The organism is Levilactobacillus namurensis DSM 19117 (assembly GCF_001434785.1).
GTDB lineage: Bacteria > Bacillota > Bacilli > Lactobacillales > Lactobacillaceae > Levilactobacillus > Levilactobacillus namurensis.
This window is the reverse complement of the sequence record NZ_AZDT01000019.1, coordinates 1-26,567: the sequence shown is the minus strand read 5'-3', so window position 1 is coordinate 26,567 and position 26,567 is coordinate 1. Positions and strand designations below refer to the sequence as shown.

Below are 26,567 nucleotides of genomic sequence, written 5' to 3'. Positions count from 1 at the left end.
GTGTTGTGGTTCATCAACGCGTTTAGTGGGGAACCCCCGTTAAAAATGATACGGTAAAATTGGGAAAGGGAAATTTCTATATATAGAAATAGGGAAATTAGATATTTAGATATAGGGAAATAGGGAAGTTAGCTATATAGAAATGACCGTAATCAATCACTGTGACAAACTAGACATATGCCATCTTAGGCTCAATCCGCCGGGTATACATGTAGACAAAATCTTCATGTCGGTTTTGTCTACATAACGATCTTGCGGGATAACTGCTGATTGCCAGCCCCCATTAACCAAGCCTAATACTGGACACGAGCTAATTTAAATTTTATAGTGTACATACACGATAAGGAGTGTTGTGCCATGACTCATCATTTTTACGAAACCTGTGCTTACTTTACCGCCGCCCGGTACATGCGAACTGCCGAGAGCCTGGCCACCCAAATCTTCCAACCTACCGGGATGAAGCCGGCTTACGCCTACATCATGCTGGCCCTAGAAGACCGCCATCCCCAGACCGTTACGGACCTAGCCACCACGTTAGGCTACGATCGGTCGTCCATCTACCGAATGATCCAGCGCCTCGCCCAACGGGACTTAGTCCAAATGACCACTATTGGCAAGGCCGCCACCATCGACCTATTACCCGCCAGTGCGGACTTCCTCCGGACCGCAAACCAATGTCTGACGACCTGGGGAAACCTCACCGATACCAAGTTAGGACCCGATAAAGCCGCCATGACCCACCTGCTGACCGCCAATAATGCCAAACTAAGGAGTTAACCTTCTATGACCACTTACCATACCGTCCAAATCGACCACCTCAAAATTTTTTACCGGGAAGCCGGCGACCCCACTAAGCCCACCATGCTGCTGTTCCACGGCTTTCCGTCCGCCAGTCACATGTTCCGTGACTTGATGCCGTTACTGGCGGACCACTTCCACCTCATTGCCCCCGACTACCCGGGATTCGGTCAATCCAGCATGCCCAACCACACGGACTTCACCTATACATTTACCCACCTGGCCAGCGTGATGACGGACTTCATCACCCACTTACAGCTGACCAAGTTCTACCTGTACGTCTTCGATTACGGCGCACCGATTGGCTTCCACATCGCTACGGCGCACCCCGACTGGATTCAGGGTATCGTGAGTCAAAACGGGAACGTGTATCAGGAAGGGCTAGGCGCAAAATGGGCGACCCGTCAAGACTTCTGGGACCACCCGACCGCCGCCAAACGCGCATCGTACCGCACCGCCTTTGCGCCAGAGACCATCAAGGGGCAGTACCTGACGGGCACGCCAGCTAATAGTGTCAGTCCCGACGGCTACACCCTCGACATCGCCTACACCCAACGGCCGAACTATGCCGACAACCAGCTGGACCTCATTTTTGATTACCAAAACAATATCAAGGCCTACCCCGCCTTCCAGCGCTACCTCCGCGAGTTCCAGCCTAAGTTGTTGGCCATCTGGGGCAAGAACGACCCATCATTCATCTTCCCAGGAGCACAGGCCTTTACCCGTGACGACCCCAACGCGACCGTCCAAGCCGTTGACAGCGGACACTTCGCTCTGGAAAGCCACGCGTTGTCGATTGCCCAGGCTATTTTACGGACGTTTGCTTAAGGTCACTGTCTAGTTATTCAAGCGCTAAAACCGCGGTAACTCTTTACTTAACCTTCTGAAGGCGCACCGTCACCTGATTCCCCATGTGGCGAACCGCCTTTTGCGCACGTTGCTGATCAAACTGACCAATAATATGGATGCCTTCGTAGTATGATTCAGTCCCCCAATAGAAGACTAGTCGCTGCTCTGGAGACCAATACCCAATAGCCCCCTTGGTTCCCGCATGACCGCTTGGCATCCCTTTGGTTGGCAACCCCCGGTCCAAATCGGCAACTTTTTCTGGTAGACCCGCGTAGTCCCGAAACTTGACCGTCAGGGGTAAACGCTTAGTGAGTGCCCGTGCCGCACTAGAACGGTTCAATTGCGCGGGTAACCGTTGGCCATTCACCATCACCACAATCCGTTGACCCTGGGCCGCTGCTTGGCGTTGTTTATGCGAGGTACTTTGCTGGGTCGTTGGGGTCTTAGTTGTCGGCTCAGTTTTCTGCGTTCGGCACCCGGACAAGCCTATCCCACAGATTCCTAGAACCACCATTAATTTCATCCACTTCACGAAAATCATCCCCCTTACAAGTTGGAACCAGTATAGAAGAAATCCGAAACCATTAAAAAGACCTATTTTAAATACCTAACCATAGTTAAAAAGCATTTTAAGGTCTCCCGCTCCCATATCCCCTTAGTAAATTTCCGACAACCCCAATTTCCAACTCCTACAAAACTGCTATAATGGAAACTAGTTTTTTCAGAATTTTTCACATCCCACTAGCTAGGAGCAATTAACCAATGAATGAAATTCTAAAGGCCCAATTCTTCGTCGACGATTTATCCGACGATCAAAAGGCCGTCATTACCAACCTCAACGCCTACATTAAGCAGGGCTTGACCAAGAAGCCGTCATCCGTCGCCATCATCGAAGGCGCGGCGGGGACCGGGAAGTCTGTGGTCTTGATGGAACTGGTCCGCCAGTACATGGTCGACCCGCATTTCCAGACCGCCCTGGTGGTCAACCACCCCGAATTGTACAAGGCCTACCGCGACATCGCGGCCTCGATTCCCCACATGCACGCTAAGTCGATCTTGCGCCCCACGGCACTGATCAACCACGCCCAACGGGACCACAAAAAGTACGACATCATCTTCGTAGATGAGGCCCACCTGCTGTACTCGAAGTCCGAACCCTACGCCCACTACCACGGGCAGAACCAACTGACCGACCTGATGAACCTGGCCAAGGTGGTCGTGGTGGTCTACGATTTCGAACAAGTCTTCCAGTCCAAGATGTACTGGGACCGCGACCTTCTGATGAAGACCATCGGCAACCACCCCTACAAACGCTTCGACATGAACTTCCAGTACCGGATGGTCGCCAGCGACGAGCAGGTCGCTTGGATGGACGATTTGACCGCCGAAAAGCCCCTCAAACCCTTCCCAACCAACAGCGACTTCGCATTTGAAGTCTTCGACAAGGCCGGCGAGATGTTCGAGCTGATCAAGAAGCAAAATAAAAAGTACGGCATGAGCCGGATGGTTGCCACTTCTGGTTTCCCCCGGATCGACGGCCGGCACAACGTGGAAATGGACACCTTCAACCTGCCGTGGGACGAGTGGGACCCGCAACGGACTCCTTGGGCTAAGCGGGAAGGTTCCATCACCCAGGTGGGGACCATCTACACCCTCCAAGGCTTTGACTTGAACTACGTGGGAATGGTCATCGGTCCGTCCTTCGGGTACGACCCGCAGACCGACACTATGACCGTGATTCCCGAAAAGTACTCCCACAAGGAAGTTTTCAAGAAGCGCAAGGACATCAAGTTCACCCGCGACGAATACAAGCAATTCATCGCTAACGTCTTGAACGTCTTAATGAAGCGCGGTAAGTACGGCCTGTACCTGACGGCCTACGATGACGCACTACGGAAGCGGTTGTTGGACCTCTACCATACGGGTAAATAACTCAAGAACTGATAAGGGCCGCCCCTGCAGATGCAAGGGCGACCCTTTTCGTCTATCTAACCAAATAAGCTGCGGTTCTCTAGCGTACCATCCGCGTTCGCAACGCCACGGAAGGTTGCGTGCTCTGGTGGGACGTCGCTAAATCAGCGCGTACTAACTTCTTATTCGCTGTGATGTACCGACCGTTGGGTAAGACGTATCGTGTCGTTAAGTGGTAATGTACGATGCACCGGACCCGCACCGTTTGCCCCCGCCGGTAATGGTGCACCTTCCCGGTTAGGTTGTGCCACCGGTAAGCGTTAACGCCATGGGGATTAATCACCGTGATACGGGGGTGGCGTTGCTGGTAATAGACCCCCGTCACGTAAGTTCGTTTAGCGGTCAGGTAGCCCACGCGACCATCCGTCTTCGCCGTATGGTTAACATCCCGGACCTTGAACCGTAAGGCCCCGGTTCGCGACTTAGCTGCCCCGGTCACCACGAACATGGGACGCTTGATCCGGGACTGCTGAGCATAGCGCGCCTTAACCTGGTTGGGCTTAAACGTGGGGTGGCGATAGAGCCGTAACGCCTTAGTCGCATAGATGGCCTCCCCCTTGAAGACGCCTAGGTCTTGGTCACCGCCGTAGTGAATATCATCGGAACTCGTCGTACTAGAACTGGCCGAACTACTGGTTGAATCCGTGGAACTGGAAGTGCTCGATGAGTTGGATGAACTAGAAACGCTGGAGGACCCACCCTCCGCCGCTTTAACCGTTAGTTGGACCGTCTTTACTTGGCCATCGGTCGTTTTTAAAATAACCGGATACGTCCCCGGCCGGGTGAGGTCGGCATGGTCCAAGTCAACCGTCACGGGGATCGGTTGGCCCGCCTTATCAGTCGCCCGCGCGTGGAAAGTTGCGCTGTCCGGCCGGGCATCCCCCACCGTCATGGAAGCGTCCTGCCCCGTAAGACTCTGCTGGTTCTTCGCCGGAACATAGTAGCAGGTCACGGTCCCCGGATCAGCGCCGAATGTCCCAGTCACCGCTCCGTCGGTATGATCCAAGGTGTACCCGGCAATGGTCTTGGGCGTTATGGTAAATGGCGCGTCGTAAAAGCCGGTGTGAACCTCATCCGGTGCCAACGGGTGGTCGGCCGCATCAACGTAATGCACCGTCACGGGCGCACCGGTATTTCTCGCCCGCACGTAGGTATATGGTGCGGCTCCTTTAAAGTTAGCCATCAATTGGGCCGCGGTATACACGTGCGATCCCTGCGGTGCTTCCAGGGTCCCGGTACCCACATCTTGCCAGTGATCTTGATAGGCCGCATTGGAAAAGGTCCGTAAGTTCGTGCCACTTAGTAACGAATCCGGCCCCAAGTGGAGGACGGTCAGGTTCGTATTCATCAACATCTGCGTCGTACTGGCGTGCCGAAGGTTGAAACCGGAGAGATCTAGTTCGTGCACCCGGGCAGCTAGCATGAACATCCAGTAAGTGTTGGTCAACTTAGGCAATTGCCACCCCGTCAGGTCGATAACCTGAGACGTGGCTTGGCCAAACATGAAGCTGGTATTGGTCACGTTGTGGACGTCCCAACTAGACAAGTCAAGCTTTGCCACCTGAATGCCGTAGAAAGCAAATTCAAAGTTGGTGACGTGACTAGCATCGACTTGGTTCAGGCCTTTAATGGTGCCCCCCGTCGACCCCACACCTAAATACCCAAACAGCATGCGACTGTTGGCGTTCAAGACCACCGGCCCTTCAATCACGATATTTTCAATCTCGGCACCGTAGGGTTTCCAAGGTGGCCCATCCGGCGTCTTCGCGGGGGCGCCCAACGTCCCCGCACCAATGTGTAAGGTATGATCAGCCGTAATCGACCAGTGGCTGGTCCCAAACTCGCCCGCGTGTAGAACTTCCTGACTAACCGTCGTGGTGGTATCGGCCGCCCGGGCATCCACGCTAGCGTGTGTCATAACTAATCCCCCGCCAACCAGCAACCCACCAATGCTCAAAAGGGCCAGCCAACGAGGACCCTTCCCAACAATCTTTCCGTGCATTTTGATTTTCCTCTTCTCTCCTAAACCGTCACAATTTAAACCGTTTATATAATAAACTACAAGTTCAATATTAATGAGTATAGTAAGCAACCAGAGGAATTTCAATTAATTAGCTTGGTGATTGAGTTTGCCCCAACACCATAGTGGTACGCAATGATGCGCAAACTGACCATTGATTACAACATTCCCCTGCTAGCGGCCATGGCGGCGTGTATCCTGGTCTGCCGATAGGTGCAACCTACCAGCGGCCTTGATCCATATATTAGGATAGAGCTCTCTTCCGAATAAGACTTGTTGCGGTTAATTGATGACAACATCTAAGTCCTTGTGGATATTGAACACCGCCATCTCCCTTTATCAGCCCGCCTAACGATTTCCTTATTAAGGGTAACCAAAAATTCTTTCGTTAGATAGTTCATAGGTCTTCCAGCCGTCTTAGCAAATCGCCATGTTTATCCAGAAGGCGATTGGCCACAGTCATTAAATCAGCCTGATTAGGTTCAATCTTACGGAAAATAATTTCACGCCCATCATCGGAAACTTTCTTTTTAAATTTAGTTTTGCTAGTTGCCTCTAAGGCCTCCCGATTCTTTTTTGAGATTCAAAAAGCACACAACTTACCATTCTTAAACAGCCTGACGTTAATCGCATTGGTTTTGGCCATATTAAAATCCCCGGTTTAAACATCCTTATGATGAAGCACCCGTTAAATCAATCACCTGGTAGTCATACTTCAACGCCTTCAGGAACCGCAACAGGTCCTCCGTGGCCACAAAGATGGTGCTAGTGTTGCTATTGGGATGGAAGCTCATCCGATCCTGGTCCATGATGGCCTGGTCAAAGTAGACCTGGACGTCATGGTCGGCATTATTCAACAGGCCAAAGATGGACACGATGCCCGGCTGGAGTCCTAACTTGGTGGCCAACCGGTCATCCGAGGCCATCTTCGGCCGTTTAGCCCCCGTCAGCTCCTGGAACCGGTGAAAGTCTAGCCGTTGCTGGTCGTCCATGATCACCAGATAATCGGCCGTCTTTTTCTGGTTGGTCAAGAACATGGTCTTGGTCCGCACCCCCGCAATGCCTTCGATGTAGTGGTCGGCTTCCGCCGTGGTGGTCGCCACCGGGTGCCGAACCAACTGGTAGGCAATCCCCATCTGGTCCAAAGTCTGGGTCACTTGTGCTGCTGGGTCCATGGTAAAACTTCCTTTCATTTCGCTTGTAACCGCATTCAATCGTTAGCCTTATTATACGCTGACCCTACCAAAATGGGGTCGCTCCGCTTACCAGCGAACCGACCCCAACCAATCATCACGACGCATGTTTCACATGGAACATCCCCGGATTACGACTTCGCAAAGTGACTGACGTGCTTGGCGACCGTGGCGTGACGGAAGCCCATCTGGTGGTAAGACTGGTAATCCGTCAGTTTCAACGTCTTCCCCTTCCGGTAGATCACGTAGTCGCGTGCCCCCGCCAAGACGATACCTTGCTTGGCCACGTGGCCCTTCAAGCGGTAGACGTGGGCGCGCAACTTCTTGTATTTCAGCTTACTGTGCTTTTGTACCGGCATATTCGACACGCTCCAGGTAAACTTTTTGGCGCTGAAAATTAACCGGGCCGGGAACCCTTGCGCGGCCGTCTGGTGCTTATCTTGATACTTGCCCCGCAAAGCCTTCGGCACGCCCCGGTGCCAGGAAGCGGCACTGGCGGACGTTGACACGGTCCCACCCACGACTAGCGTGGTCAGGGCCACCACGATGAACCGACTTAATTTTTGCATATCCTGCTCCTCCAGAATCAAGTTTATGGGCAACGCATGAGGCGCCCTCCTCTACTATACCCGAAGACCGGGGGATGCTTAACCCCGTTGCTCATTAAAGTTGTCATAATCAAAAGGGTGGGACAAAAGGCGGTTAGTCAGCACCGTATCGTTATCATCAAGAACAAAAGAGCCTGAGCGTTTGGCCCAGGCTCCATAAATTTAATCATGAACCGTTAAAATTTTATCCAGAGGCATCCGGGTCGCGCGAATGGTGTTGACCAACGCCTGGTCATCGCGGTAGCCTAACCCGATACCCACGATGATGTCTTCATCGGCCGGAATCGCCAATTCCCGGCGGAGCATCTGGGGATATTTAATGAATTGATAGGCGGTCATCGATGCTAGTCCCCGATCCGTGGCGGCCAACACGATACTGTTGCCCAGGGCCCCTAAGTCGTATAGCGACCAGTTCGAATACCCCTTGGGTAGCGTCAGGTAGAGCACGACCGGCGCGTGGTATAACTGCGCCGCCGTGGCCCCCATGGCTTTACCTGCATCCCCGAGACCGGCCGACCAGTCCGCCATATTCCGTTGTGCTTGTGGCGACCAATCATGACGTGACATGACCGGTAAGTCCGGGGTTCCCGGCGTCCCCGCGGCTTCTTGGGCCGCCTGTTGTTGCCGTACGCGTTCGAGGGGCGCACCCATAGCCAGGTGGATCTGGTAGGGTTGCGAGTTCACCCAAGAAGGTGCCAATTGTGCCGCCGCAAGAATCTCCCGCACCGTCGCTAAGGGGACGGGTTGGTCCGTAAATTGCCGCACCGAGTGTCGTTGGTGTAAGGCTTGTTCAATCGTCAAATTAATCGCTCCTTCGTGATTACTTTTTCTCATCAATTAAAACGGTGCCGGCCGCTGGGTTATGGTCAATCGCACCTACGATGGGGTGCGGTAGGTACGGGGCCTCCAAGTCAGCGATTTCGTCGGCCGTCAGCTTGACCTGCAGGGCAGCTACCGCGTCATCCAAGTGGGCCGCTTTGGTCGACCCCACAATGGGACTCGTCACGCCCTTAGCCCACTGCCAAGCTAAGGCAATCTGAGCCATGGACACGCCCTTTTTCTCGGCTAAATCATGAACCCGATCAACGATTCGTTGGTCTTCGGCTTCCGTCCGGTCGTACTTGCCCATGGCGACCCGGTCGGTCTGACTGCGTTTAGTAGCGACTTGCCAAGCCTGGTGACTCAGGTGACCCGCCGCTAGCGGACTATACGGCATCAAGGAGACGCCCTGTTGGCGACAAATCGGCATCAATTCCCGTTCGTCTTCGCGGTACAACAGGTTGTAATGGTTCTCCATGGCCTGGAACTGGGCCCAGCCGTGGTCCTTCGCCACCTGCTGCATGTTCATGAACTGATAGCCGTACATGGCCGACGCCCCAATGGCCCGCACCTTTCCGGCTTGAACCAGGTCGTTTAAAGCTTCCATGGTCTCTTCAATAGGCGTGTCATAGTCGAACCGGTGGATGATGTACAGGTCCAAGTAATCCGTCCCCAATCGCTGTAAGGTCCCATCGATTTCGCGATGGATGGCGTCACTGGATAACCGCCCCGGGTTGAAGTAGACCTTGGACGATAACACGACCTGGTCACGCGGAATGTGATTCTCCTTGAACGTCCGCCCTAAGTACTCTTCACTGGTCCCCTTGGAATAGCCGTTCGCGGTATCGAAAAAGTTAATCCCTAAATCCAACGCGTGTTGGATCACCTGACGACTGGCGGGGTAGTCCAACGTCCAGTCGTGCATGGTCCCCGGCTGGCCAAAGCTCATGGCCCCTACGCAAACTTTAGAAACCTGAATATCTGTGTGTCCAATCTTCGCAAACTCCATGGTCATCCTCAAATCCTTTCGTAAACCCTGATCGACATCTTTGAGGTTACCCTACACCTTCAAGTATACTGGAAGTCAAGGAAGTGATTTGTATGCAAATCAAAGCTGTCGCCCAACAATTTCACCTGACCCCCTCGACCTTACGCTACTACGAAGACCAGGGGCTCTTAGACCCCATTACGCGGGTCAACGGTCACCGCGACTACCAGCCAGCTGATCTCGAGCGGCTGGACTTCATCCTCTGCGTTAAGCAGTGCGGAATGACGCTAGCTCAGATGAAGACCTTTTTAGACCTCTACCGTCAAGGAAACACCACGATTCCGGAGCGGTTAACGGTCCTGCAGCATCAACTGGCGGTCTCACAAGCTCGGCAAGTCGCTCTGGCCCGGTCGATTGACCACCTTCAAGACAAAATCGCGGACGTGCAGGCCCTTCAGCGGGACGCTGTGGCAGGGGCTAAGACGCGTCAACCGTCTGTAACGTCCGAATAAACTTCGTGGCGGCGGTTGGTAATTCGCGTTGTTTGGACCAAATCACCTGCTGATCAATCGGTCGCGCGCCCAACAAGGGAACGAAGACCAGTCCCTGAGTCTGCGGAAAGAACGCTCCCTGCGCACATAGGGGAAAGGCAACTTGCTGTTGCGCCAAATACAGTGAGTTGGTCACCAAGTTCTGGGTCCCCACGACGTTTAAATGCTGAATATCGAGGCCCAAAATATCACTAATTTCCGTTTGAACCAGGCTATTGCGCGTTAACAACAATGGGAGTCGTTGCAAATCGGTCGTGGTCACGCCCGCTGCTTGGGCCAGCGGATGGTCAGCCGGTAGGACCACCCCCCAGTGATCCGCTTTTCGTAAGGACAGCCGGTGGTACTTCAACGTCTCACTTGGGCGCAGAATCACGCCGAGATCCAGGGTCCCCTGGTCCAAGCGTTCCTGAATATCCGTCGCGTCCAAATCCGACAGACTAAACGTGACCGCTGGATACTGGTGATGGAATTGACGAATGGCCCGCGCCACGAGTTCGGCCCCGTTGGTTTCCGTACACCCAATCGCCACCGTTCCGCTTAGCGCCTGATCCGTGGCTTGAGCCGTCTGCTTCGCTCGGTCAACCAGCATTAAAATCTGCCGGGCAGCTACCTGGTAACGGCTCCCCGCCGGCGTCAAAATCATCTGGTGTTGTGCCCGCACAAATAGCGGTGTCCCCAGTTCCGTTTCCAAAGCGCGTAACTGGCGACTTAACGTGGGTTGCGTCACGTGTAATTCCCGCGCGGCCTGGGAAATCGTCCCGGTCTGGGCAATTTTAAGAAAATAAGCAAGTAGTCGCGTTTCCATGAGAGCCTCCTAAGTATGCAATAAATGAAACTTCAGCGATTTAAAATAAGCATTTTACATACTCCAGCATGCCACCTATCCTGAATGTAAGCAATCATTTAGAAAGGTGGTTTTTTTCATGCACACCATCACGTTGAATAATGGCGTCCAAATGCCCCAATTAGGCCTCGGCACCATGCAAGTTACCCAGCTCGAAACCGTGTTGCCCCAGGCCATTCAGTTAGGGTATCGCTTAATCGATACGGCAGCGAATTACGATAACGAAGAAGCTGTCGGCCGTGGTATTCGGGCCAGTGGCATCGCCCGCGATCAACTCTTCATCACATCGAAACTAAAGATTCAAACGGATGGCTATCAAGCCACGAAGCAAGCCGTCCAGGCCTCCTTAAAACGCCTACAGCTCGACTATCTCGACCTTTACTTGATTCACCAGCCTTACGGTGACGTCTTTGGCGAATGGCGGGCATTAGAAGAGCTCTACCAACAGGGGGTAATTCGGGCCATTGGGGTCTCCAACTTTGCGCCCTTTCAACTGATTGACTTAATCATGCACAGTACGGTCAAGCCCGTCATCAACCAGATTGAAATGCACCCCTTCTATCAAGAAACTGCAGCCGCCAACTACGCCCAGCAACACGGGATTCAACCCGAAGCTTGGGCGCCGTTTGGGGAGCACTTAGCGGTTTTAGCAACGCTTCCGACCCTAACCACCATTGCGGCAGCCCATCAAAAATCTGTCGCCCAGATTATTCTCCGCTGGCTCCTCCAGCGGAATACGGTGGTGATTCCCCGTTCGGGTCAACCGGAACACTTGAAAGCTAACTTAAATGTGTTCGACTTTACCCTGACCGCTGCCGAAATGGACCAGATTCAACAGTTAGACACTCATCAATCCCTATTCGTCGATCACCTCAGTGCAAGCGGCGCTGAATTTCTATCGAAAGTTAACTAGGAGGCAATCTATGCAAATTTATGATATGACCCAACCCGCTTATCAACAACTCCAAGCCGAATTCACCACTTCGCGTCAAGGGTGTTTCGCCATCAACACCAGTGCCCCTGACAGTCCGCAACAACGTGCGGCGATGGCGGACCTTTTCCAGGATGCCCTGCCCGCTGACAGTACCATCTGGGCACCCGTCAAGATTGACCGCATCCATCACTTCCACGTTGGTCACCACGCGTTTATCAACCACGACCTCACCACGGTCGCTCTGGGTGGCATTTACATTGGCGATAACGTCCAGATTGCGCCCGGGGTCACCCTTCTGACGGCCAATCACGATATCGCACACATGAACATTCTCAAAACGGCACCGATTCGGATTGAAGCGGGGGCGTGGATCGGGGCAAATGCGACAATTCTGCCCGGCGTCACCGTTGGTACTGGCGCGATTGTCGGGGCTGGCGCCGTGGTCACCAAGAATGTCGCGCCCCACACCCTCGTGGGCGGCAATCCGGCTAAGTTCATTAAAGCCGTGGCACAAACCAGCCACGATTAATGCGACCTTTTACCGCGGTTAATCCGTCTAAAATAGCGGGGCACCTTCGTTAATTAAACGAAGGTGCCCCGCTATTTTTCGGTTTATGTTTATTACGCCGTAAAGGGTTCTTCACCTAACGCGTGTTGCACGGCCAGGTTCAATAGGCTCCACTGCCGGTCAAACCCTGGTTGGAAGAAGAAGTCCGCTTCGGCTAAGTCCTCTAACCGTAGGCCTTGTTGGACGGCCAACGCGATGACGTTGCCTTGCGCGGTGATATCGTAGGTCGATAAGACGGCCCCGCCCAGTAAAACGTGGGTAGTGGGGTTAAAGAACAGTTGGACGGAAACTTCCGGGTTGCCCTTATCGCTAGGCACGTACTTCGGCCGTAACGTGGTCTGGAAGAAGTCCTTGGCGACCGTCACCCCAGCCCGTTGCGCCGTAAAGGAATTCAAGCCGCTTTCCGCGAAGTGTTCGTCAAAGACGCTTAACGCGGACGAGCCGACCAATCCCCGGAAAGGCACTGCTGGTTGCTTTTCAAAGAGGTGTTGCACCACGTACCGGGCTTCACGCCGAGCCACCGTGGCCAACGCAATCGGGACCTTTTTCTGGGCCGGAATGGAGTAAGCTAATGTGGCATCTCCGATGGCGTAAACGTCAGGCAGGTTGGTCCGCAGGTAGTTGTCGACTTTGATCCAACCGCGGTCGTCCAAATCGACCGTCCCCTGTAGCCACGCCGTGTTCGGCTGGACGCCCGCCGCTTGAATCACCACGTCGCTAGGAATCTCACCCGTGGTGGTCTTAACCGCCGAGACGGCCTGATCGCCAACGTACGCCGTAATCTTGGCGTTCATCTGGAGGTGAATCCCTTCAGCGGTTAACTTCCGGGCGAGGATGTCGGTCATTTCCGCATCCAGGTAAGTCCCCAGTGGGCGATCGATCACGTCTAAAAGCGTGACGTCCTTACCGGCCTTACGACTGGCTTCCGCCGCTTCGATGCCGATGTAGCCCGCTCCAATAATGGTCATGTGCTTCACGGCTGGGTCCGCCAACTTTTCCTTGATCTTCAGGGCCCAGTCCTTCCCCCGCATTAAGAAGACGTTGGCCAAGTCCGTACCCGGTACTGGCAAGGACTTAGGCGTTACGCCGGAGCTCAAAATCAACTTGTCATAGGGCTGGTCCGCCGTCTTGCCCGTGGCATGGTCGGTCACCGTGACGGTCTTGGCGTCCGCGTTAATGCTGGTAACCTCATGCTGGTCTAAAATATGCACGTTGGGTTGCGGGAAATCCGCCGCACTAAAGTTCCGGACGTCGTTGACATCCGTCACGCTATTCTCTAAGTACAACTCCATCCCGCACGACATGAACGAAATAAAGTCCCCCGCTTCAAACAGGGTGATGTCGACATCGGTATACCGACTGAGTAACTCTAAAATAGCTTGGTGCCCACCATGTGACGCCCCAACAATCACGATTCGTTCTTTTGACATTGAACAAAAGCCTCCTCTAATTTAGAACCATTCTTAACTAGCGACTAAAGGATACCGTTTTTGGGTTTAAAATGCAACTCATTTGATGGGACTAGCACTTTGAACACAACGTAAAGGGGCGTCAATTCAAAATCGAATTGACGCCCCTTATCTATCTATCCTAATCTGCGGTCGCTTGCAGCTTCCGGTTCACCCATTTGATAAAGTTGGTTTCATGGTTCCCAGTCCGCTCAGCTTCCGTGTGTCCTTGCCCCCAAACCGTTGCGAAGTCCACACTGTCCACCTGCGCATTCTGTTGTAAGGCCAATTTTAGATTGGTTTCTACGGTCAAGGCCGCATCGCCTTGGTTGATCCCGGTCCGAATCCGCCAATACTTGGCGACCTTACTGGTATTTGCCCCGTGGTAATAGCTATTGAGGAAGTACATTGGATTATACAGGTTCAGCCGCTGTTGAATTGTAGATCCCTGATTATCCCGCCGCTTCAGATCCTGCGTATAGGCCTTTAGATAACTAGACCGATAACTGCCACTCGCTTGAGCATACCGACTTCCGTTCTGCTTCAAAAGTTGTTGGATCGTGTGATCAAAGTGATTACTGGTATGTCCCGTAGTTGCAAACAGTTGATTTTCCGTCTGTTGTCGTGTTAACCCATCAAAGGCCCCAACATCCTTGGACGCCGTCTTACAATACTTAACAAACGCCGCCATACTCGTAATTGTCGCGGTATTGGTCTTAGCATTGTAGTGCACCCACGTTTGCTTCTTGTTAAGCGACTTAATATACGCTTGAACCGTTTTATACGTTTTGCCACTACTTTGTTGTCCCATTGACCCCGAAGCGGGCTTCCCGGTTGAGCTCTGACCACTCGGCTTTTTCCCACTCGGTTTCTGCCCACTAGGCATCTTCTGAGAGCCGCTTTGTTTAGCAGCACCACTAGGTCCGCTCATGGTTGTCGCTTTGTACGGGAAGGTTGTATCCTTCAAGAAGTTATTCAACGACTGTTGGACTTCCTGTTTCAGATACTTGGCGTAAGTCCCCGATGTATAGATTCCGCTCCCCGAATTGTTCAACTTGAGCGTGGTCCCATCGGTGTTCTTGAGCTTCAACTGATTTAAATATTTCGCGTACCGCGTTGCGAGATCATTGGATAGCGCCTTCGTCCAAGTTCCGGACTTCCGAGTTCCAGTAGTCGCATACTGTCCCATGTTCCACTCGTAGGCTTCATTGGCCGTGTCGAGACTAGTCACTGGGCACCACGCCATGGCCCCCATAATGGCATCACTTGTGGCTTGACCACTGGTTGTGGCCAACGGCGCTCCAATAGCTCTTAAGTATTTCAGATATTGTTTACTGTCACCCGTCGTTCCCATTAACGAACTTTGAGCACCACCACCACTGTGACCAAAAGTGAAAATACGGTTGGTGTTTCCTGCCAAACGGGATTGATTGAGTCGCAAGGTTCGGACAGCGGCCTTTAAGTCCGTGACGCCCCAAGGCGCGGAACCGTTGGTCTTATCCGTTTGATTCAATCCATGACAGCCCGCTAAGACGTAGATGAACCCCGCTTTAGTGTACTTAGCTGAACTCTGATCGTAGCCAGTCGGAGCGGCCTGTGCGGCGTACCCCGGCGTATTGATAGGCATCACAATGGGCGCTGTTTTAGCGCTGTACCCATTAACTTTCCGCTTCGAATTGACCTTAAGATGATAGGTTTTGCTCCCAGACTTGGTGGCGGTCACATATTGGGCCGGAATGAAGATTCCCATCGACTCATAGGTCTTACTGGTCGTCTTAGTCCCATAGCGCACGCCGACCTGATAATACACTTGATGTTTAGCGTTATATCGCCATTTCGATGTTTTAAGTAATAATTTTTTGGCATTGCTGACATCTCGCTTAGTTACCGACAATTTAGTCGCCTTCGTCACCTTTTGCTGCGTGGTCTGCTTCTTGGTGTGCGACGCGGTCCGTGCGCAAGCCGTAGTGGTTACTAACAGGATCAGCAAGCCACTAATGACTGGAATCGCTTTGTGTCTAATCATTGTCATTGATACCCCTTTAATTTCATTAATCATTATTGTAATTAATAAAAGTTAAAGGCAACTTAACTGTCACCGCTCTGAAACGGATTGTTTTTCACCAAGTTTAGCCTTATGCTTAATTATGAATGGGCAATACGACTTAATCAGTTGCCTACTAGGACATCCGTCCTAAATCTATTCATCGAAGAAGCGATTAAGATGCACCGATTCACCCCAGCTTTACTGATTACACTGACAACGTTCGGTCTGGCTTTAACGGCACCTACGCCAACCGCCACCGCTCAAGCGGCGACCTGGCACAAAGGGACCCCGAAGATTATTCGGGGAAAATGGCGTGGAACCACCCATAAGGTCAAGCAGATTCACTACCAAGGCCACGCTGACCTCATCATCAAGGCCAAGTCCATCACCAATAATCCGGCCCTGCCTCCACGCGACCCAAACTACTCGACCAAGCTACACTATAAGAAGACCGGGAAAAAGACCTACACGATTAAGGGCCGCCAGTACAATAACGCGCCCGCTAAAGGGGTCAAAATTACCTTTAAGATCAAAGTCTACTCTCACCACAAAATCCACTTTAAAATCATGCACGATGGCCGTACCGGCAATAACGGTATCTTCCACCGCGCTTAACAGCGACATCATAAAATCCCCCGCAACGATTAGGGCCACTGAGGCTCTGCGCTACGGGGGATTTTGTCATATTCAGGTTACATCCGAGTTAAGCCAATCAGCCCCACGCCGATAATCAGCGCGACAACGCCGACGATTCCGCTGGGCACCGTCAAGCCACCCCAAGCCGGCTTATTGGCCAAGGCGCGCAGTTTGAACGTGACAGTCGCGAGTCCCGTCAGCACAAACCCCACCGCAAAGATTACAATTCCTAGCTGTAACATCGTCATCCCCCACAACTTATTTAGAATGGTCTTATCTTAGCATGTTCGTGGTTGTTGGCAACTGCAATACTTCTGATTTCTTCTGTATTCTCTGATTCCTCGTGGACTGTTTCACGTGAAACAACCGTCGAAAACATGATTCTTCCTTCCCCAAGCGAAGCCCCGCCGTTGCCAAGCCCCACCATTTTTGCTACACTAATAGCCATTCGTCCGCCTCGGCGGATTCAGGAGATGATCGACGATGGCGCCATTATTCGCTCAGAAAAGGGTTGTTCGGTAAGCGACACTTTTCTGTAACACCTTTCAGAGAAGTGTCTGGTCAAATCTGAAAGGAAAAACAATGTTAGAACCAACCATTAAACCCTATGAGTACAGCTACATCACCCAACAAGTCACGACCCTGGTAAGTGCCTACCTCACCCTCAACGATCAACGGATGCGCCAGATTACGCTGGCCACCACCCTGGAACGGATTATCCCACTACTCCCCGACCAAGACCCCTTGGCCCGCGAGTTTCTACAGGGACTCCAGGCATTGCCGCCCAAACGCCAGGCAGCGCTAGACCTGTTACAAACCCTCCAGCCGCTGGTGATTCCGTTCGCTCAGCCGACGCCGAAACAACTCAGTAAGTTGTTTCGCAAGGTCAAGAAACTACCGCAACCCAACTGGGCGGCGCTGAATCTACACGAGCTCACCTACTTGGGCTGGAACGACGGGGGCAACCAGAAAAAGTACCTGGTCGCACCTTGGGAGGACCGCCTCATCGGCATCCAGGGTGACTTCGCGCCCCAAACGGTCAAGGGGGTCTGTGCCATCTGCCACACCATCGGTAACGTCTCGTTATTCACGGCCATTACCAAACGTAACGGGGTGACGGGCTATACGCGTCAAGGCAACTACATCTGTCGCGATAGCGCACAGTGTAACCGCCAGTTGACCGACCCCCAGCGACTCCAGGACTTCTTAACGGTGGTGCGACCATCTAAGGGCCGTTAAGAACACTCGGGTTCTCGAACCATAAAACTTAACGCAACTAAGGTCCCGCGACGATGACGCCAGTTCACCGTGACGGGACCTTTTTAGCATGGCGGTACTCAAAGCCCCACCACTGTTCCGCCATTCCAAGCTGATTCGTTGACTTCTGCTCCGCTTTGATGTTTAATGGTTTAAACAAACGAACCAAAGAACGGAGGAATTCCCATGTCAGATTATACGACCCTACAAAAGAACCTAAGCGACGTCAGCGGATTCCTGATTGCCCTGGGTGACGAAAAACGCCAGGCAATCATCATCCGCCTCCTAGAAGACGTCGGTTGCGCGGGACTGCAAGTGCCCCAATTAATGGCCGCCACGCAACTCTCCCGCCCCGCCGTGTCCCACCATTTAAAAGTCCTCCGGGACGCCAAAATCGTGGATTACCGGCGCGAAGGCACCAAGAACTTTTACTACCTCACCCACGTCACCAGCGAAATTGCGAAACTACAGGCCTTTCTAACGGAAGCCCAAGAAATTATGGAACGGGGGACCCTCAAATGACTAAAGTCTTAATCGTCGAAACCAACGTCCAAGTTTATCACGGAACTACCGACCCCACCGGTCTGTGGTTGGGAGAAAGTGCCGAATTCGTGGACGAGATGCAACGCGCGGGCATTGCTTGTGACTACGTGAGTCCCCGCGGCGGCTTCGTGCCGCTGGATCCGCGCAGTATGCGCTACACCGACGACGCCATCATGGCCGTTTATCAGGATCCCGACTTCATCGAACGCGGTTTGCGCAACACCCTCAAGCCCGCCGATGTTAATCCCGCCGACTACGCGGCCATCTACTACACCGGTGGTCACGGGGTCATGTGGGACTTCCCCGACAACCCGGAACTCCAAGCCATTGCGCGGGCCATTGACGCCCACCAAGGATACCTGGCCTCCGTCTGTCACGGGATTGCGGGCCTGTTGAATATCCGGGACGCTCAGGGGCGCTACCTGATTGCCGGCAAGACCATTACCGGCTTTACCGCTACCGAAGAACGCCTCGCAGGGAAACGTAAGGTGGTGCCGTTCCTCAACCGGGACGTGGCCCGCCAGCACGGCGCCCATTTCCAACAGAAACGCTTTTACACAGACTACGCCGTCCAAGACGGTCGCCTGATTACCGGCCAAAATCCTTTCTCGGTCCGGTCAGTCGCTCAGAAATTAATTAAGGAGCTGAAAAATTAATGCAAACGATTCTAGGCAGTAACGGCCCCATTGGTCACGAGCTGGCCGTTGAATTAGCCCGCCATTACACCCAGGATATTCGCCTGGTTAGCCGCCATCCCACCCAAATCAATCCCAACGATGAGTTAGTGGCGGCCGACATGCTTAACCCCGAGGAGACCAACGCGGCAATCGCGGGCAGTGACATCGTCTACTTTACCCTGGGATTGCCCATGAATTCGACCATGTGGGAGGCGCAGTTTCCCACCATGTTGGCTAACGTGATGCAGGCCTGCCAGGTGCACCACAGCAAGCTGGTCTTTTTCGACAACACCTACATGTATCCTAAAACGGCGGCGGTGCAGACCGAAGACACCCCCTTCGCTCCCGAGGGCCGCAAAGCGACGGTCCGGGCCAAAATGGCCACGATATTGTTAACCGCCATGGCACAGAAAACCATTACCGCAGTGATCTGCCGGGCACCGGAATTCTACGGCCCCGCCGGTACCAAAAGTATCACCAATACGTTGCTGTTTAAAAACCTGCAGGCCGGCAAGCGGGTCAAAGTGCCCGTCAGTCAACACACCTCCCGGTCACTGATCTGGACGCCCGATGCCAGTCGCGCCATGGCTTTGATTGGCAACACACCAGACTGTTACGGTCAGACCTGGCACCTGCCCGTGGACCGCAGCCGGACCTACCAAGAGCTGTTGCACCTGGCGGAACAAACCCTCGGCCACCCCGTTCAGCGCACAGTTATCCCCCTGTGGCAATTTAAATTAGGCGCCCTGGTCAGCACCCAAATGCGGGAGCTCGCGGAACTTCTGCCACGTTACCAGGTGGACAACCGCTTCAGCGCCGCTAAGTTCAATCGGCGCTTCCCCGACTTCACCGTGACCACGTTTGAACAGGGGATTCGGACGATTTTGGAGTAGGCGTTTTGATCCTGAACAAATTCCACCCGAAATCTAAAAAGCATCTGAATAACGCCCGCTGTGGCGTCATTCAGATGCTTTTGCAGGTTTCTGATTCCGATAGTGCTGAATCCCTTACAACTCAAACTGCGCCAGTTCATCCAACATGGCACTTCGCCGCGGGTACCGCTGTTGCCAATCCTGGATGAGTTGCTGGGCTTGCAGGTCCCCCAAGGGATACCGGGCCATTTCTCGAAGCAAGTCGACAATCTCGCGGTAGTGTTTTCTAGGGCCAGTACTGGTCATGGCCTGATCAGCATATTGGGCGTACTTGTGGATAATTTTGGCGGCGTACTGATTCTTGAGCATGGGCCCGTATTTCTGAAGCCCCGCGATTCCCTTTTCCGCCAGAATCGCCTGGAGCAACTCGGGCTTCAGGTCTTCGTATGCGTATAGTGGCGCCAATCTGGCCGGGTCAGCTTGCGACTGTAATGCTTGGAAGAGCTTCGCTCGCTGGGCAGGCCAAACTTCCGGGGAAAAGGTTGCTTTGTAGGCCTTAAAGTCGGCTAAATCAGCCACGTGATACTGGGTCACCAGGCGCCAGAGTTCTTGGCGGTAGTTGACTGTATCCTGTTGTTGCTGGTAGATTTTAGCCAGGCGCCGGCTGTCTTCGACGACCACGCCGGGCAGGTCGCGGTTGACCCGTTTCCCCTCCTGTAACAAGCTAATGGCTTGTGCCACGTGTTGCTTGCGTAAGCAGAAATCCACGTAATCGTTCCGCACCGCCGAATACTGCTGGTAACGGCGATAGAGGGCTTCGAGAACGGTATCGTCCGCCTGCATCGCCGTTAAGGTGTGTGCCCGGTAGAGCACCCACTGGGTCAAGTCCCATTCCGTGGCGTCCAAACTAGATTCGAAGCGTTGAATCATCTTAGCCGTCAACGCTAACCGGGCTTCTAGGAATTCCTGCTCCGAGAACCCTTGGTCAAAAAGTAACGTGCGAACGTCTTCCTCAATGGCGTTTAAGGGACGCTGAATCTGAGTGGTCAACCAGGTAAAAATTTGGCGTTTGATTGGCTGAGCCGCCTGCTTAATAACCCGCCGCCACAGCTCACTCCCGTTGATTAGAATTTCCATGATTTCGCCAGCGGAGTCGTCGATGTCTAAGGTGTCCAGCTTTAAATACAGATGGCTGAGCACGGCAAAGGCAACGTCGTCTTGATGATCGACCACCAGCGTTTCCAAGTCGTCGGCCAGATAGTTCTGAATCTCGGCTTCAAAGAATTCGGCGTCCTGGTAATCAATGAACCCGTTGCGGTCGGCATACGACGCGCAAATGTCGTCGATTTCGGCTTTTTCCTCGGCAACGCTGGTCGTTGAGGACGTCATAAACTTTTTAAATTGGGTCATCAGGGTCCGGTCACTCGCCAAGGTCCGGCTTAAGAACGCCCGGAGCTGGTCCGGTGTGGCCTGAGCCACCAATTGTTGAGCTTGAGCGCTCTGGTCGGGAGAACTAGCTGGAGTTGCGTCATTGGCAGCTTCCGCGGCCATGAGCACGGCCGCCATGTGTTTACAGGACTTACCTTGTTCGGCATACGGGCAATCGCACGCCATCTCCATCACACTATCATTCCACAAAGTTATCGTGACATCATAGCGTTGGGAACCGCGAACCTCCGCGGTAATTTGGGTGGCGGTCTGTCGTAAGTTCTGGACGGCCCCATCTAAGTAATACCCATAGCCCCGATCTAAGATTTGCGGCTCAAACAGATCTGCTAAATCGTCTTCCATGGTGCTTCCCACCTCTCTCGTCGACCCCACTACTTTGAAATCACTTGGGGCCTTTACGTTAAGTCCACTACTCCCTCAAGTTTACCAGATGTTCTGGTGATGGACGCGGTGATGGTTGAAGAAAGTTAGCCACTACGCATCCCCTACGCACAATCGCTGTTAGGTTGCACGGTTCAGGCCCCCATCGCTATGTTATTCAAAATGAGCGCCAACTCAAGCCACTTCTGAAGACAACTGACCGCTATTCGACTTTTGGGCATTGCCATTTGGGCCAAAAGCGACTAAACTCTTACTAATTGTTAGTAAATAAAATACCATTTACCTAAATTCAAGGAGGTTTGTCTCATGGCTCAATCCAACACTGATTCATCCCATACCCAAGACGCGACCAACCCATACTGCCACGCCGGTATGACCTGTGCCCAGGGCTGCGGCTGCGCTAGCGCCGATGGCATTTGCCACTGCCCGATGATTTCGGACGACAAATGCGCTTGCAACGGCTATTGCGGCGTCCCAGCGAAGTAACTTGTACTTATTAAAACAGGTCTCAATCCCCTATTGCGGGACTGGGACCTGTTTTGCGTTGTTCCTGCGAGAAATATCTGAAGCCCAATCCCATGATGAAGCCCATCTACAGGCCGTGACTATGGGCGGCTCAATTACACAGAGAAGTCACCCCGTTTGACGCCGTTAAAGTGGCTCACTTAATTTCAGATTTCGCCATTCCTTTTCAATAAGATTAACAGCCTTATTTGGCATCTTAGCCAAATCATTTTACAGAAACACTCTTAAGCAAATTATGTAGCTTATCTGATAAACCTTACCTTTAAAAAAGCCCCACGACTCCCCGTTTACTAACGTGCTAGACTCGGCCCTAGGTAAGGAGGATTTTTACATGAATAAATTAGTTTATGGCCTCATCGCCGGCGTAGCAGGCTTAGGATTATGGTCATCCCTACCAACGTCGGCGCACGCTATGGGGGCTAGCTACTCAGCAACCCGCTCAAATAGCGTCCGCCTAATCTGGCGCCGATCAATGGGCCATTATCAATACCACAATGGTAACCGGGGTGCCCGTTACTCTAAACATTTAGGTGTGCGTTACAGTCCCAATGATATGACAAATCGAATTACATGGATAACTGACGCCCATGAAAAACTTTATAACCGAGACACCCATACTTATGACATTTATTACCACGTGCACAACGCCAACAAGTCCATTGCTGGCTGGATCTGGCGCGGGTATCTGTCAACCGGTGCCGCTCCGCAAGTTTCACAAGAACCCCGGCAAACCACTCAGTCCAGTTCTTCGACTAGGCCACTAACTTTAGCTGATTTCAAATTAGCTGGTCCCAGCACTAGTCGGACTGATCTTAATGCCCTTGCCAACTTTGGTCACGGTGCCCGTCCAAACAACCAATACATGGCCTTCGCACGTTACATGCTGACCCAGACGATTGCTCATCACTTCAACAATGAATTACCGGACTCCTACTATGAGAACAACCCAGATAATCCCGGTAATTATCACGATAGTCTCTTCGAAGTCAGCAATAACCTGGGACCCGGCAGTCCTACACACAATGTATTTAACGCAGAATCGCCCAGCTTTATGGCATTTTTAAAGTCTCATGGTCTTGATAACTTTGGCGGTGGCCCTAACAAGTATCTGGTCTGCTACTACACTACTGAGGAAAAAATTTCGCCTGATAATTTCATTTTCTCGTTGACCTCAGACAATCCGTATTTGATGACCGATACGGCTTCACTTGGTCATAATCCACAATGGCCCCAGGGCGCCTATATGGCTTCCTACAATATTGGAGTTGCTAGTACGCAAGTTTCCAATAAGCGAGTCGCATCCTTTGTAATTTATAACAACCCAACGGCTTAAGGTTCAACGCTTCAATTGAACATGTGGGCATCCCCCATGTTCAATAGTCGCAATACTACTAAATCATTATGCACGGGCAAGGATTTCACTTAAAAGTACCCCAACCGCTTGTGAAATGTTCCAGACTAACTTATTAGTTCCAACTAAAATGGCCTTGCGCTAGCGTCAATGCTAACTCAACGGGGCCAATTTAGGGAATGTAAAATAATTTGTGTAAACACTGATTCATTCATACAATTGAACTAGGAAATTTTTTCTCTGCACGATTAAAGATACCTATACCATTATCATAAAGAATCCGTCGTCAAAGTGGACTCCCTCAGACTCACAAGAATCGAAACCACCTTTTCACAACGCAGAAACAGGATTTAACACCAAATATAATCACAAACGTTCTCTAACTGATTTCCGGACCAGCCTGGAACACTGTTTGCTTGTCAATGAGTTCGATTCAACTAGTGCTCCGCGTATCATACAGCTTTTACGAAAAGCGTCTGAATTGCGTACGCAAATCGTATGCAATTCAGACGCTTTTCGTAAGACAAGAATTACAAGAACAAGTTAGCCACTAGCCAAAACTTAATCAGACCATAGGTATCATTCTACTTGAGCCAATAATACCATGACATAACAGTAGCTTACCTAGTCCTGTTCACCTTCAGTAGGATCTGATTGTTTGCTCTTTAATGCGAAGGAGAGTGCAAAACCAAGTAATGCCATCAAGAATGCTGCCAAGAACGAGAACCAGTAACCATGATTCAATTGTGACGTCTGCGATAAGTGTTCTGCGCTACCACTACTGGTTCCAAAAGCGACTAGCGTCATTAAAACAGCGGTTCCTAGTGACCCGGAAATTTGCCGAACAGTCGAGGATGCAGCATTTCCGTGAATGGAAAATTCTGGCTTCAGCGCATTGATTCCTTCCGTAAACGTTGGCATCATCACAGTTGCCACACCAACAATCCGAAATGCGTAGGCCACTGCGACCCATATCAGGTTCGTTGAGGCCGTGAAGAATAACATCGGCACAGTTCCAACTGCGATAATGGCAAATCCGACTAACGAAATTCGCTTAATCCCAAATTTATCATATAATTTCCCTGAAATTGGACTGATTAACCCTTCTAGTAAAGCTCCGGGAAGTAAAATCAAGCCTGAATTTAGCGCCGAAAGACCGTGTACCCGCTGTAAATACAAAGGTAGAACTAATTCAACACCAAGTAATGCGATATTACTTAGAGCACTTAAAATGGTCGTCAGCGTAAATACATGGTTTTTGAAAACCGTCACATTAATCAATGGGTTAGTCAACTTAAGCTGTCTAAACGTAAATAGTGCTAAAACGACGAGTCCACAGATTAGCAGAATAACACTAGGCCAGCTAAGTCCACCTACGTTACCAATCTCAGAAAAACCATAGAGTAAGGCACCAAACCCTAGTGAAGATTCTAGGATAGAAATCCAATCAACCTTCACATTTTCGGTTTCAACCGCTGTGTGTACAAAGAAAAAGGCCGCCACTAGTAGCACTAGTGTTAAGGGGATTAATATTCCTGACAGCCATTTAAGACCCCAATAATCAATAATCCAGCCCCCCACTGTCGGACCTAAGGCAGGACCAAACGCTACAACTAAGCCAATGACCCCCATAACGGTACCACGAATGTTGGCTGGGTAAATCATCAGCACAACGTTTTGAATGAGCGGAATCATCGACCCGGCCGCAATAGCCTGCATCAAGCGACCTACAAGTAATAACCCAAAGGAATTAGCAGAAAATCCTAAAACGCTACCGATTAAAAATATTCCCGCTAATGTCATAAATGTATAACGTGTATTAAATCGGTGAAACACCCAGGCAGAAATTGGAATCATCAGACCGGCAACTAGCTGATACCCGGTGCTGACCCATTGGGCAGTGGATTGTGTGACGCCAAATTGTTGGATAATGGTAGGAATCGCGTTGTTAAAAAATGTCTCTGATAATAGCATAGTGAAAGCGCCAATTAAAAGTACGCCCATCATGAGTGCTTTCGTCTTTGATGTAGACTTAATTGTAATCAAATTAAGACTTCCTTTCTCGAAAAAAGTATAGCTAGCTACACTTTTATTTAAAAATAATAGGCCTCTATTCGACCTACTGGTTTATTCCATATTTCGGATCATCGTGCGAATACTTGATAACAAAATAGTTTGCGTATTAGCGTCGATCCCAGTTAACATTTTAGCTTCGACGGCATCCACTTTCATTTTTAACTGGTGACTATAGCTATCAAGCAAGTCTCGCCCTTTCGGCGTTAATTGTAACTGAATTTGTCGCTTATCTTCCGCCACCACCTGAGTTTCAATCAATCCGGCTTCGACCAACCGCTTATTGATACCACGCGTCGTTGGATGACTTAGCTTTAATTCAGTTTCAATCTGCTTTTGCGTTAAGGGTACGCCTTGATTATTATGCAGCCACATCATGACTGACATTTGCGTTCCAGTTAAGCTAACACCGAGTGACCGTAAATCGTTGTTCAACTTTTTTTCAACAAGATTATTGAGCGTTTTCAAATTGCGACCAATGTTGTCTTCGAATAAAGTATCCATCATGCGGCTCCTTTCTTTTCAATATAGTGTAGTATGCTACACTATATACTGAAAGTCAACTTCAATTTTCACATTAGAACTCACCTGATACCTCAAGTCTGACCCACCAACTACTCCCCAAGCATAAAAGAGACTGATAAGACCAAGTACGAAAAGCCACATAACGCAGCAATTCCGTCAACCATCCATCAGGAATAAAATACGCTACAGTCTTTTAGGACACCCGCCCTAATCAATTCAATGATAATACTTATCACGGAACCACGGCGGCTTGTGGCCGACCGATACTCCAAGCAAATGTTCATTCACCTAATAGCAAATATCAATAATACCTATTCCAAGAGGAAGATAATCAATATAATCCACCTCAGTAGCAGCGACCTAAGAGCATGAACGTTCCTTGTTCATGATTGCAAGGAGCAGCACAGCTGGAACAGCGTGCTAGCCAAACAGGCATCTAGGTCCTAGGCCGTATAGCGGCCAAACATAGCCAAAATACTGCAAGAAAAACCGGCGGAGTCCCTCAAAGGCCCCGCCGAATTTTCTATACAAATCAACAAAACCCCGAAACCCCGCTAAAAAATCGGATGAGATATACAAACAAGAACCTGAATTATTCATACCTTTCAAAAAAGTCGTCAGTTTTCATGTTTTTCAAAAA

Annotated in this window: 26 protein-coding genes; 12 read left to right on the top strand and 14 right to left on the bottom strand. The window is 51.4% G+C overall.

What is annotated here, in order from left to right; all coding sequences use genetic code 11:
• Positions 1-357 precede the first annotated feature (357 nt).
• Together FD30_RS03960 and FD30_RS03955 are read left to right on the top strand one after the other, a co-directional pair.
• The gene (locus FD30_RS03960; RefSeq protein WP_056943972.1) at positions 358-777 is read left to right on the top strand and encodes a MarR family transcriptional regulator; all 420 of its coding nucleotides are present in this window, start codon (positions 358-360) and stop codon (positions 775-777) included.
• 6 nt (positions 778-783) lie between these two features.
• Positions 784-1,626, top strand: coding sequence for an alpha/beta fold hydrolase (locus FD30_RS03955; RefSeq protein WP_056943971.1), 843 nt, complete (start codon positions 784-786; stop codon positions 1,624-1,626).
• 43 nt (positions 1,627-1,669) lie between these two features.
• Here FD30_RS03955 and FD30_RS03950 read toward each other — a convergent pair whose 3' ends face one another.
• A complete protein-coding gene (locus FD30_RS03950; protein ID WP_225426466.1) occupies positions 1,670-2,170 on the bottom strand; it encodes a cyclophilin-like fold protein in 501 nt (166 codons plus the stop codon).
• Between the two features lie 239 nt (positions 2,171-2,409).
• Between FD30_RS03950 and FD30_RS03945 the strand changes: the two genes are divergently transcribed.
• Entirely contained in the window at positions 2,410-3,579 is a 1,170-nt protein-coding gene (locus tag FD30_RS03945) for a DUF2075 domain-containing protein (RefSeq protein WP_056943969.1), read from the top strand.
• 79 nt (positions 3,580-3,658) lie between these two features.
• Here the strand turns inward: FD30_RS03945 and FD30_RS03940 are convergent, their stop codons facing one another.
• The 5 genes from FD30_RS03940 to FD30_RS03920 form a co-directional block, all read right to left on the bottom strand.
• Positions 3,659-5,620, bottom strand: a complete 1,962-nt coding sequence (locus tag FD30_RS03940; protein ID WP_056943968.1) for a DUF5776 domain-containing protein — start codon at positions 5,618-5,620, stop codon at positions 3,659-3,661.
• Positions 5,621-6,309: 689 nt separating this feature from the next.
• A complete protein-coding gene (locus tag FD30_RS03935; protein ID WP_056943967.1) occupies positions 6,310-6,813 on the bottom strand; it encodes a prolyl-tRNA synthetase associated domain-containing protein in 504 nt (167 codons plus the stop codon).
• A 149-nt stretch (positions 6,814-6,962) separates the two neighbouring features.
• On the bottom strand, positions 6,963-7,400 hold the full coding sequence (locus FD30_RS03930; protein WP_056943966.1) for a hypothetical protein: 438 nt from the start codon (positions 7,398-7,400) through the stop codon (positions 6,963-6,965).
• A gap of 201 nt (positions 7,401-7,601) precedes the next feature.
• Positions 7,602-8,240, bottom strand: a complete 639-nt coding sequence (locus FD30_RS03925) for a nitroreductase (RefSeq protein ID WP_056943965.1) — start codon at positions 8,238-8,240, stop codon at positions 7,602-7,604.
• 19 nt (positions 8,241-8,259) lie between these two features.
• Positions 8,260-9,267 carry an aldo/keto reductase gene (locus tag FD30_RS03920; protein ID WP_056943995.1) on the bottom strand — a complete coding sequence of 336 codons (1,008 nt, stop codon included), beginning with the start codon at positions 9,265-9,267 and terminating at the stop codon, positions 8,260-8,262.
• A 92-nt stretch (positions 9,268-9,359) separates the two neighbouring features.
• Here FD30_RS03920 and FD30_RS03915 point away from each other — a divergent pair, with 92 nt between their 5' ends.
• Complete coding sequence (locus FD30_RS03915; RefSeq protein WP_056943964.1) at positions 9,360-9,758, top strand: MerR family transcriptional regulator; 399 nt, start codon at positions 9,360-9,362, stop codon at positions 9,756-9,758.
• On the opposite strand, the gene FD30_RS03910 is transcribed toward FD30_RS03915, so the two are convergent.
• Positions 9,724-10,602, bottom strand: a complete 879-nt coding sequence (locus tag FD30_RS03910; RefSeq protein WP_056943963.1) for a LysR family transcriptional regulator — start codon at positions 10,600-10,602, stop codon at positions 9,724-9,726. The two genes, FD30_RS03915 and FD30_RS03910, sit on opposite strands and share 35 nt — an antisense overlap.
• 118 nt (positions 10,603-10,720) lie before the next feature.
• On the opposite strand from FD30_RS03910, the gene FD30_RS03905 reads away from it, so the two are divergent.
• The gene (locus tag FD30_RS03905; RefSeq protein WP_056943962.1) at positions 10,721-11,554 is read left to right on the top strand and encodes an aldo/keto reductase; all 834 of its coding nucleotides are present in this window, start codon (positions 10,721-10,723) and stop codon (positions 11,552-11,554) included.
• Positions 11,555-11,564: 10 nt separating this feature from the next.
• On the top strand, positions 11,565-12,104 hold the full coding sequence (locus FD30_RS03900) for a DapH/DapD/GlmU-related protein (RefSeq protein ID WP_056943961.1): 540 nt from the start codon (positions 11,565-11,567) through the stop codon (positions 12,102-12,104).
• Positions 12,105-12,196: 92 nt separating this feature from the next.
• Here FD30_RS03900 and FD30_RS03895 read toward each other — a convergent pair whose 3' ends face one another.
• Complete coding sequence (locus FD30_RS03895; RefSeq protein WP_056943960.1) at positions 12,197-13,573, bottom strand: NAD(P)/FAD-dependent oxidoreductase; 1,377 nt, start codon at positions 13,571-13,573, stop codon at positions 12,197-12,199.
• Between the two features lie 160 nt (positions 13,574-13,733).
• The gene (locus tag FD30_RS03890; RefSeq protein ID WP_056943959.1) at positions 13,734-15,617 is read right to left on the bottom strand and encodes a subtype A tannase; all 1,884 of its coding nucleotides are present in this window, start codon (positions 15,615-15,617) and stop codon (positions 13,734-13,736) included.
• A 198-nt stretch (positions 15,618-15,815) separates the two neighbouring features.
• Here FD30_RS03890 and FD30_RS03885 point away from each other — a divergent pair, with 198 nt between their 5' ends.
• Positions 15,816-16,253 (top strand): hypothetical protein, encoded by a 438-nt coding sequence (locus tag FD30_RS03885; protein ID WP_056943958.1) that lies wholly within the window; start codon positions 15,816-15,818, stop codon positions 16,251-16,253.
• A 77-nt stretch (positions 16,254-16,330) separates the two neighbouring features.
• Here FD30_RS03885 and FD30_RS03880 read toward each other — a convergent pair whose 3' ends face one another.
• Both FD30_RS03880 and FD30_RS11515 read right to left on the bottom strand, forming a co-directional pair.
• Positions 16,331-16,516, bottom strand: a complete 186-nt coding sequence (locus tag FD30_RS03880) for a hypothetical protein (RefSeq protein ID WP_056943957.1) — start codon at positions 16,514-16,516, stop codon at positions 16,331-16,333.
• A 20-nt stretch (positions 16,517-16,536) separates the two neighbouring features.
• Positions 16,537-16,722, bottom strand: a complete 186-nt coding sequence (locus FD30_RS11515) for a hypothetical protein (protein ID WP_147000001.1) — start codon at positions 16,720-16,722, stop codon at positions 16,537-16,539.
• A 134-nt stretch (positions 16,723-16,856) separates the two neighbouring features.
• Between FD30_RS11515 and FD30_RS03875 the strand changes: the two genes are divergently transcribed.
• The 4 genes from FD30_RS03875 (at position 16,857) to FD30_RS03860 (ending at position 19,644) form a co-directional block, all read left to right on the top strand.
• Positions 16,857-17,513, top strand: a complete 657-nt coding sequence (locus tag FD30_RS03875) for a FusB/FusC family EF-G-binding protein (RefSeq protein ID WP_056943956.1) — start codon at positions 16,857-16,859, stop codon at positions 17,511-17,513.
• Positions 17,514-17,717: 204 nt separating this feature from the next.
• On the top strand, positions 17,718-18,053 hold the full coding sequence (locus FD30_RS03870; protein ID WP_056943955.1) for an ArsR/SmtB family transcription factor: 336 nt from the start codon (positions 17,718-17,720) through the stop codon (positions 18,051-18,053).
• The gene (locus FD30_RS03865) at positions 18,050-18,730 is read left to right on the top strand and encodes a type 1 glutamine amidotransferase domain-containing protein (protein ID WP_056943954.1); all 681 of its coding nucleotides are present in this window, start codon (positions 18,050-18,052) and stop codon (positions 18,728-18,730) included. Before FD30_RS03870 ends, FD30_RS03865 begins: the two co-directional genes overlap by 4 nt.
• Positions 18,730-19,644, top strand: a complete 915-nt coding sequence (locus FD30_RS03860) for an NAD-dependent epimerase/dehydratase family protein (RefSeq protein WP_056943953.1) — start codon at positions 18,730-18,732, stop codon at positions 19,642-19,644. The genes FD30_RS03865 and FD30_RS03860 overlap by 1 nt, the downstream gene beginning before the upstream one ends.
• Before the next feature lie 114 nt (positions 19,645-19,758).
• On the opposite strand, the gene FD30_RS03855 is transcribed toward FD30_RS03860, so the two are convergent.
• Positions 19,759-21,414, bottom strand: a complete 1,656-nt coding sequence (locus FD30_RS03855) for an SWIM zinc finger family protein (protein WP_056943952.1) — start codon at positions 21,412-21,414, stop codon at positions 19,759-19,761.
• Between the two features lie 895 nt (positions 21,415-22,309).
• Between FD30_RS03855 and FD30_RS03850 the strand changes: the two genes are divergently transcribed.
• Complete coding sequence (locus FD30_RS03850; RefSeq protein WP_056943951.1) at positions 22,310-23,311, top strand: hypothetical protein; 1,002 nt, start codon at positions 22,310-22,312, stop codon at positions 23,309-23,311.
• A 642-nt stretch (positions 23,312-23,953) separates the two neighbouring features.
• Here FD30_RS03850 and FD30_RS03845 read toward each other — a convergent pair.
• Together FD30_RS03845 and FD30_RS03840 are read right to left on the bottom strand one after the other, a co-directional pair.
• The gene (locus FD30_RS03845) at positions 23,954-25,375 is read right to left on the bottom strand and encodes an MDR family MFS transporter (protein ID WP_056943950.1); all 1,422 of its coding nucleotides are present in this window, start codon (positions 25,373-25,375) and stop codon (positions 23,954-23,956) included.
• Positions 25,376-25,456: 81 nt separating this feature from the next.
• A complete protein-coding gene (locus tag FD30_RS03840) occupies positions 25,457-25,906 on the bottom strand; it encodes a MarR family winged helix-turn-helix transcriptional regulator (protein ID WP_162255428.1) in 450 nt (149 codons plus the stop codon).
• Between the last annotated feature and the right edge of the window lie 661 nt (positions 25,907-26,567).

Bases quoted from the DNA above. Each gene is read 5' to 3' on its own strand.
- FD30_RS03960 (WP_056943972.1), top strand. From the start codon at position 358: ATGACTCATCATTTTTACGAAACCTGTGCTTACTTTACCGCCGCCCGG.
- FD30_RS03955 (WP_056943971.1), top strand. From the start codon at position 784: ATGACCACTTACCATACCGTCCAAATCGACCACCTCAAAATTTTTTAC.
- FD30_RS03950 (WP_225426466.1), bottom strand. From the start codon at position 2,170: ATGAAATTAATGGTGGTTCTAGGAATCTGTGGGATAGGCTTGTCCGGG.
- FD30_RS03945 (WP_056943969.1), top strand. From the start codon at position 2,410: ATGAATGAAATTCTAAAGGCCCAATTCTTCGTCGACGATTTATCCGAC.
- FD30_RS03940 (WP_056943968.1), bottom strand. From the start codon at position 5,620: ATGCACGGAAAGATTGTTGGGAAGGGTCCTCGTTGGCTGGCCCTTTTG.
- FD30_RS03935 (WP_056943967.1), bottom strand. From the start codon at position 6,813: ATGGACCCAGCAGCACAAGTGACCCAGACTTTGGACCAGATGGGGATT.
- FD30_RS03930 (WP_056943966.1), bottom strand. From the start codon at position 7,400: ATGCAAAAATTAAGTCGGTTCATCGTGGTGGCCCTGACCACGCTAGTC.
- FD30_RS03920 (WP_056943995.1), bottom strand. From the start codon at position 9,267: ATGGAGTTTGCGAAGATTGGACACACAGATATTCAGGTTTCTAAAGTT.
- FD30_RS03915 (WP_056943964.1), top strand. From the start codon at position 9,360: ATGCAAATCAAAGCTGTCGCCCAACAATTTCACCTGACCCCCTCGACC.
- FD30_RS03910 (WP_056943963.1), bottom strand. From the start codon at position 10,602: ATGGAAACGCGACTACTTGCTTATTTTCTTAAAATTGCCCAGACCGGG.
- FD30_RS03905 (WP_056943962.1), top strand. From the start codon at position 10,721: ATGCACACCATCACGTTGAATAATGGCGTCCAAATGCCCCAATTAGGC.
- FD30_RS03900 (WP_056943961.1), top strand. From the start codon at position 11,565: ATGCAAATTTATGATATGACCCAACCCGCTTATCAACAACTCCAAGCC.
- FD30_RS03895 (WP_056943960.1), bottom strand. From the start codon at position 13,573: ATGTCAAAAGAACGAATCGTGATTGTTGGGGCGTCACATGGTGGGCAC.
- FD30_RS03890 (WP_056943959.1), bottom strand. From the start codon at position 15,617: ATGATTAGACACAAAGCGATTCCAGTCATTAGTGGCTTGCTGATCCTG.
- FD30_RS03885 (WP_056943958.1), top strand. From the start codon at position 15,816: ATGCACCGATTCACCCCAGCTTTACTGATTACACTGACAACGTTCGGT.
- FD30_RS03880 (WP_056943957.1), bottom strand. From the start codon at position 16,516: ATGTTACAGCTAGGAATTGTAATCTTTGCGGTGGGGTTTGTGCTGACG.
- FD30_RS11515 (WP_147000001.1), bottom strand. From the start codon at position 16,722: ATGGCTATTAGTGTAGCAAAAATGGTGGGGCTTGGCAACGGCGGGGCT.
- FD30_RS03875 (WP_056943956.1), top strand. From the start codon at position 16,857: ATGTTAGAACCAACCATTAAACCCTATGAGTACAGCTACATCACCCAA.
- FD30_RS03870 (WP_056943955.1), top strand. From the start codon at position 17,718: ATGTCAGATTATACGACCCTACAAAAGAACCTAAGCGACGTCAGCGGA.
- FD30_RS03865 (WP_056943954.1), top strand. From the start codon at position 18,050: ATGACTAAAGTCTTAATCGTCGAAACCAACGTCCAAGTTTATCACGGA.
- FD30_RS03860 (WP_056943953.1), top strand. From the start codon at position 18,730: ATGCAAACGATTCTAGGCAGTAACGGCCCCATTGGTCACGAGCTGGCC.
- FD30_RS03855 (WP_056943952.1), bottom strand. From the start codon at position 21,414: ATGGAAGACGATTTAGCAGATCTGTTTGAGCCGCAAATCTTAGATCGG.
- FD30_RS03850 (WP_056943951.1), top strand. From the start codon at position 22,310: ATGAATAAATTAGTTTATGGCCTCATCGCCGGCGTAGCAGGCTTAGGA.
- FD30_RS03840 (WP_162255428.1), bottom strand. From the start codon at position 25,906: ATGGATACTTTATTCGAAGACAACATTGGTCGCAATTTGAAAACGCTC.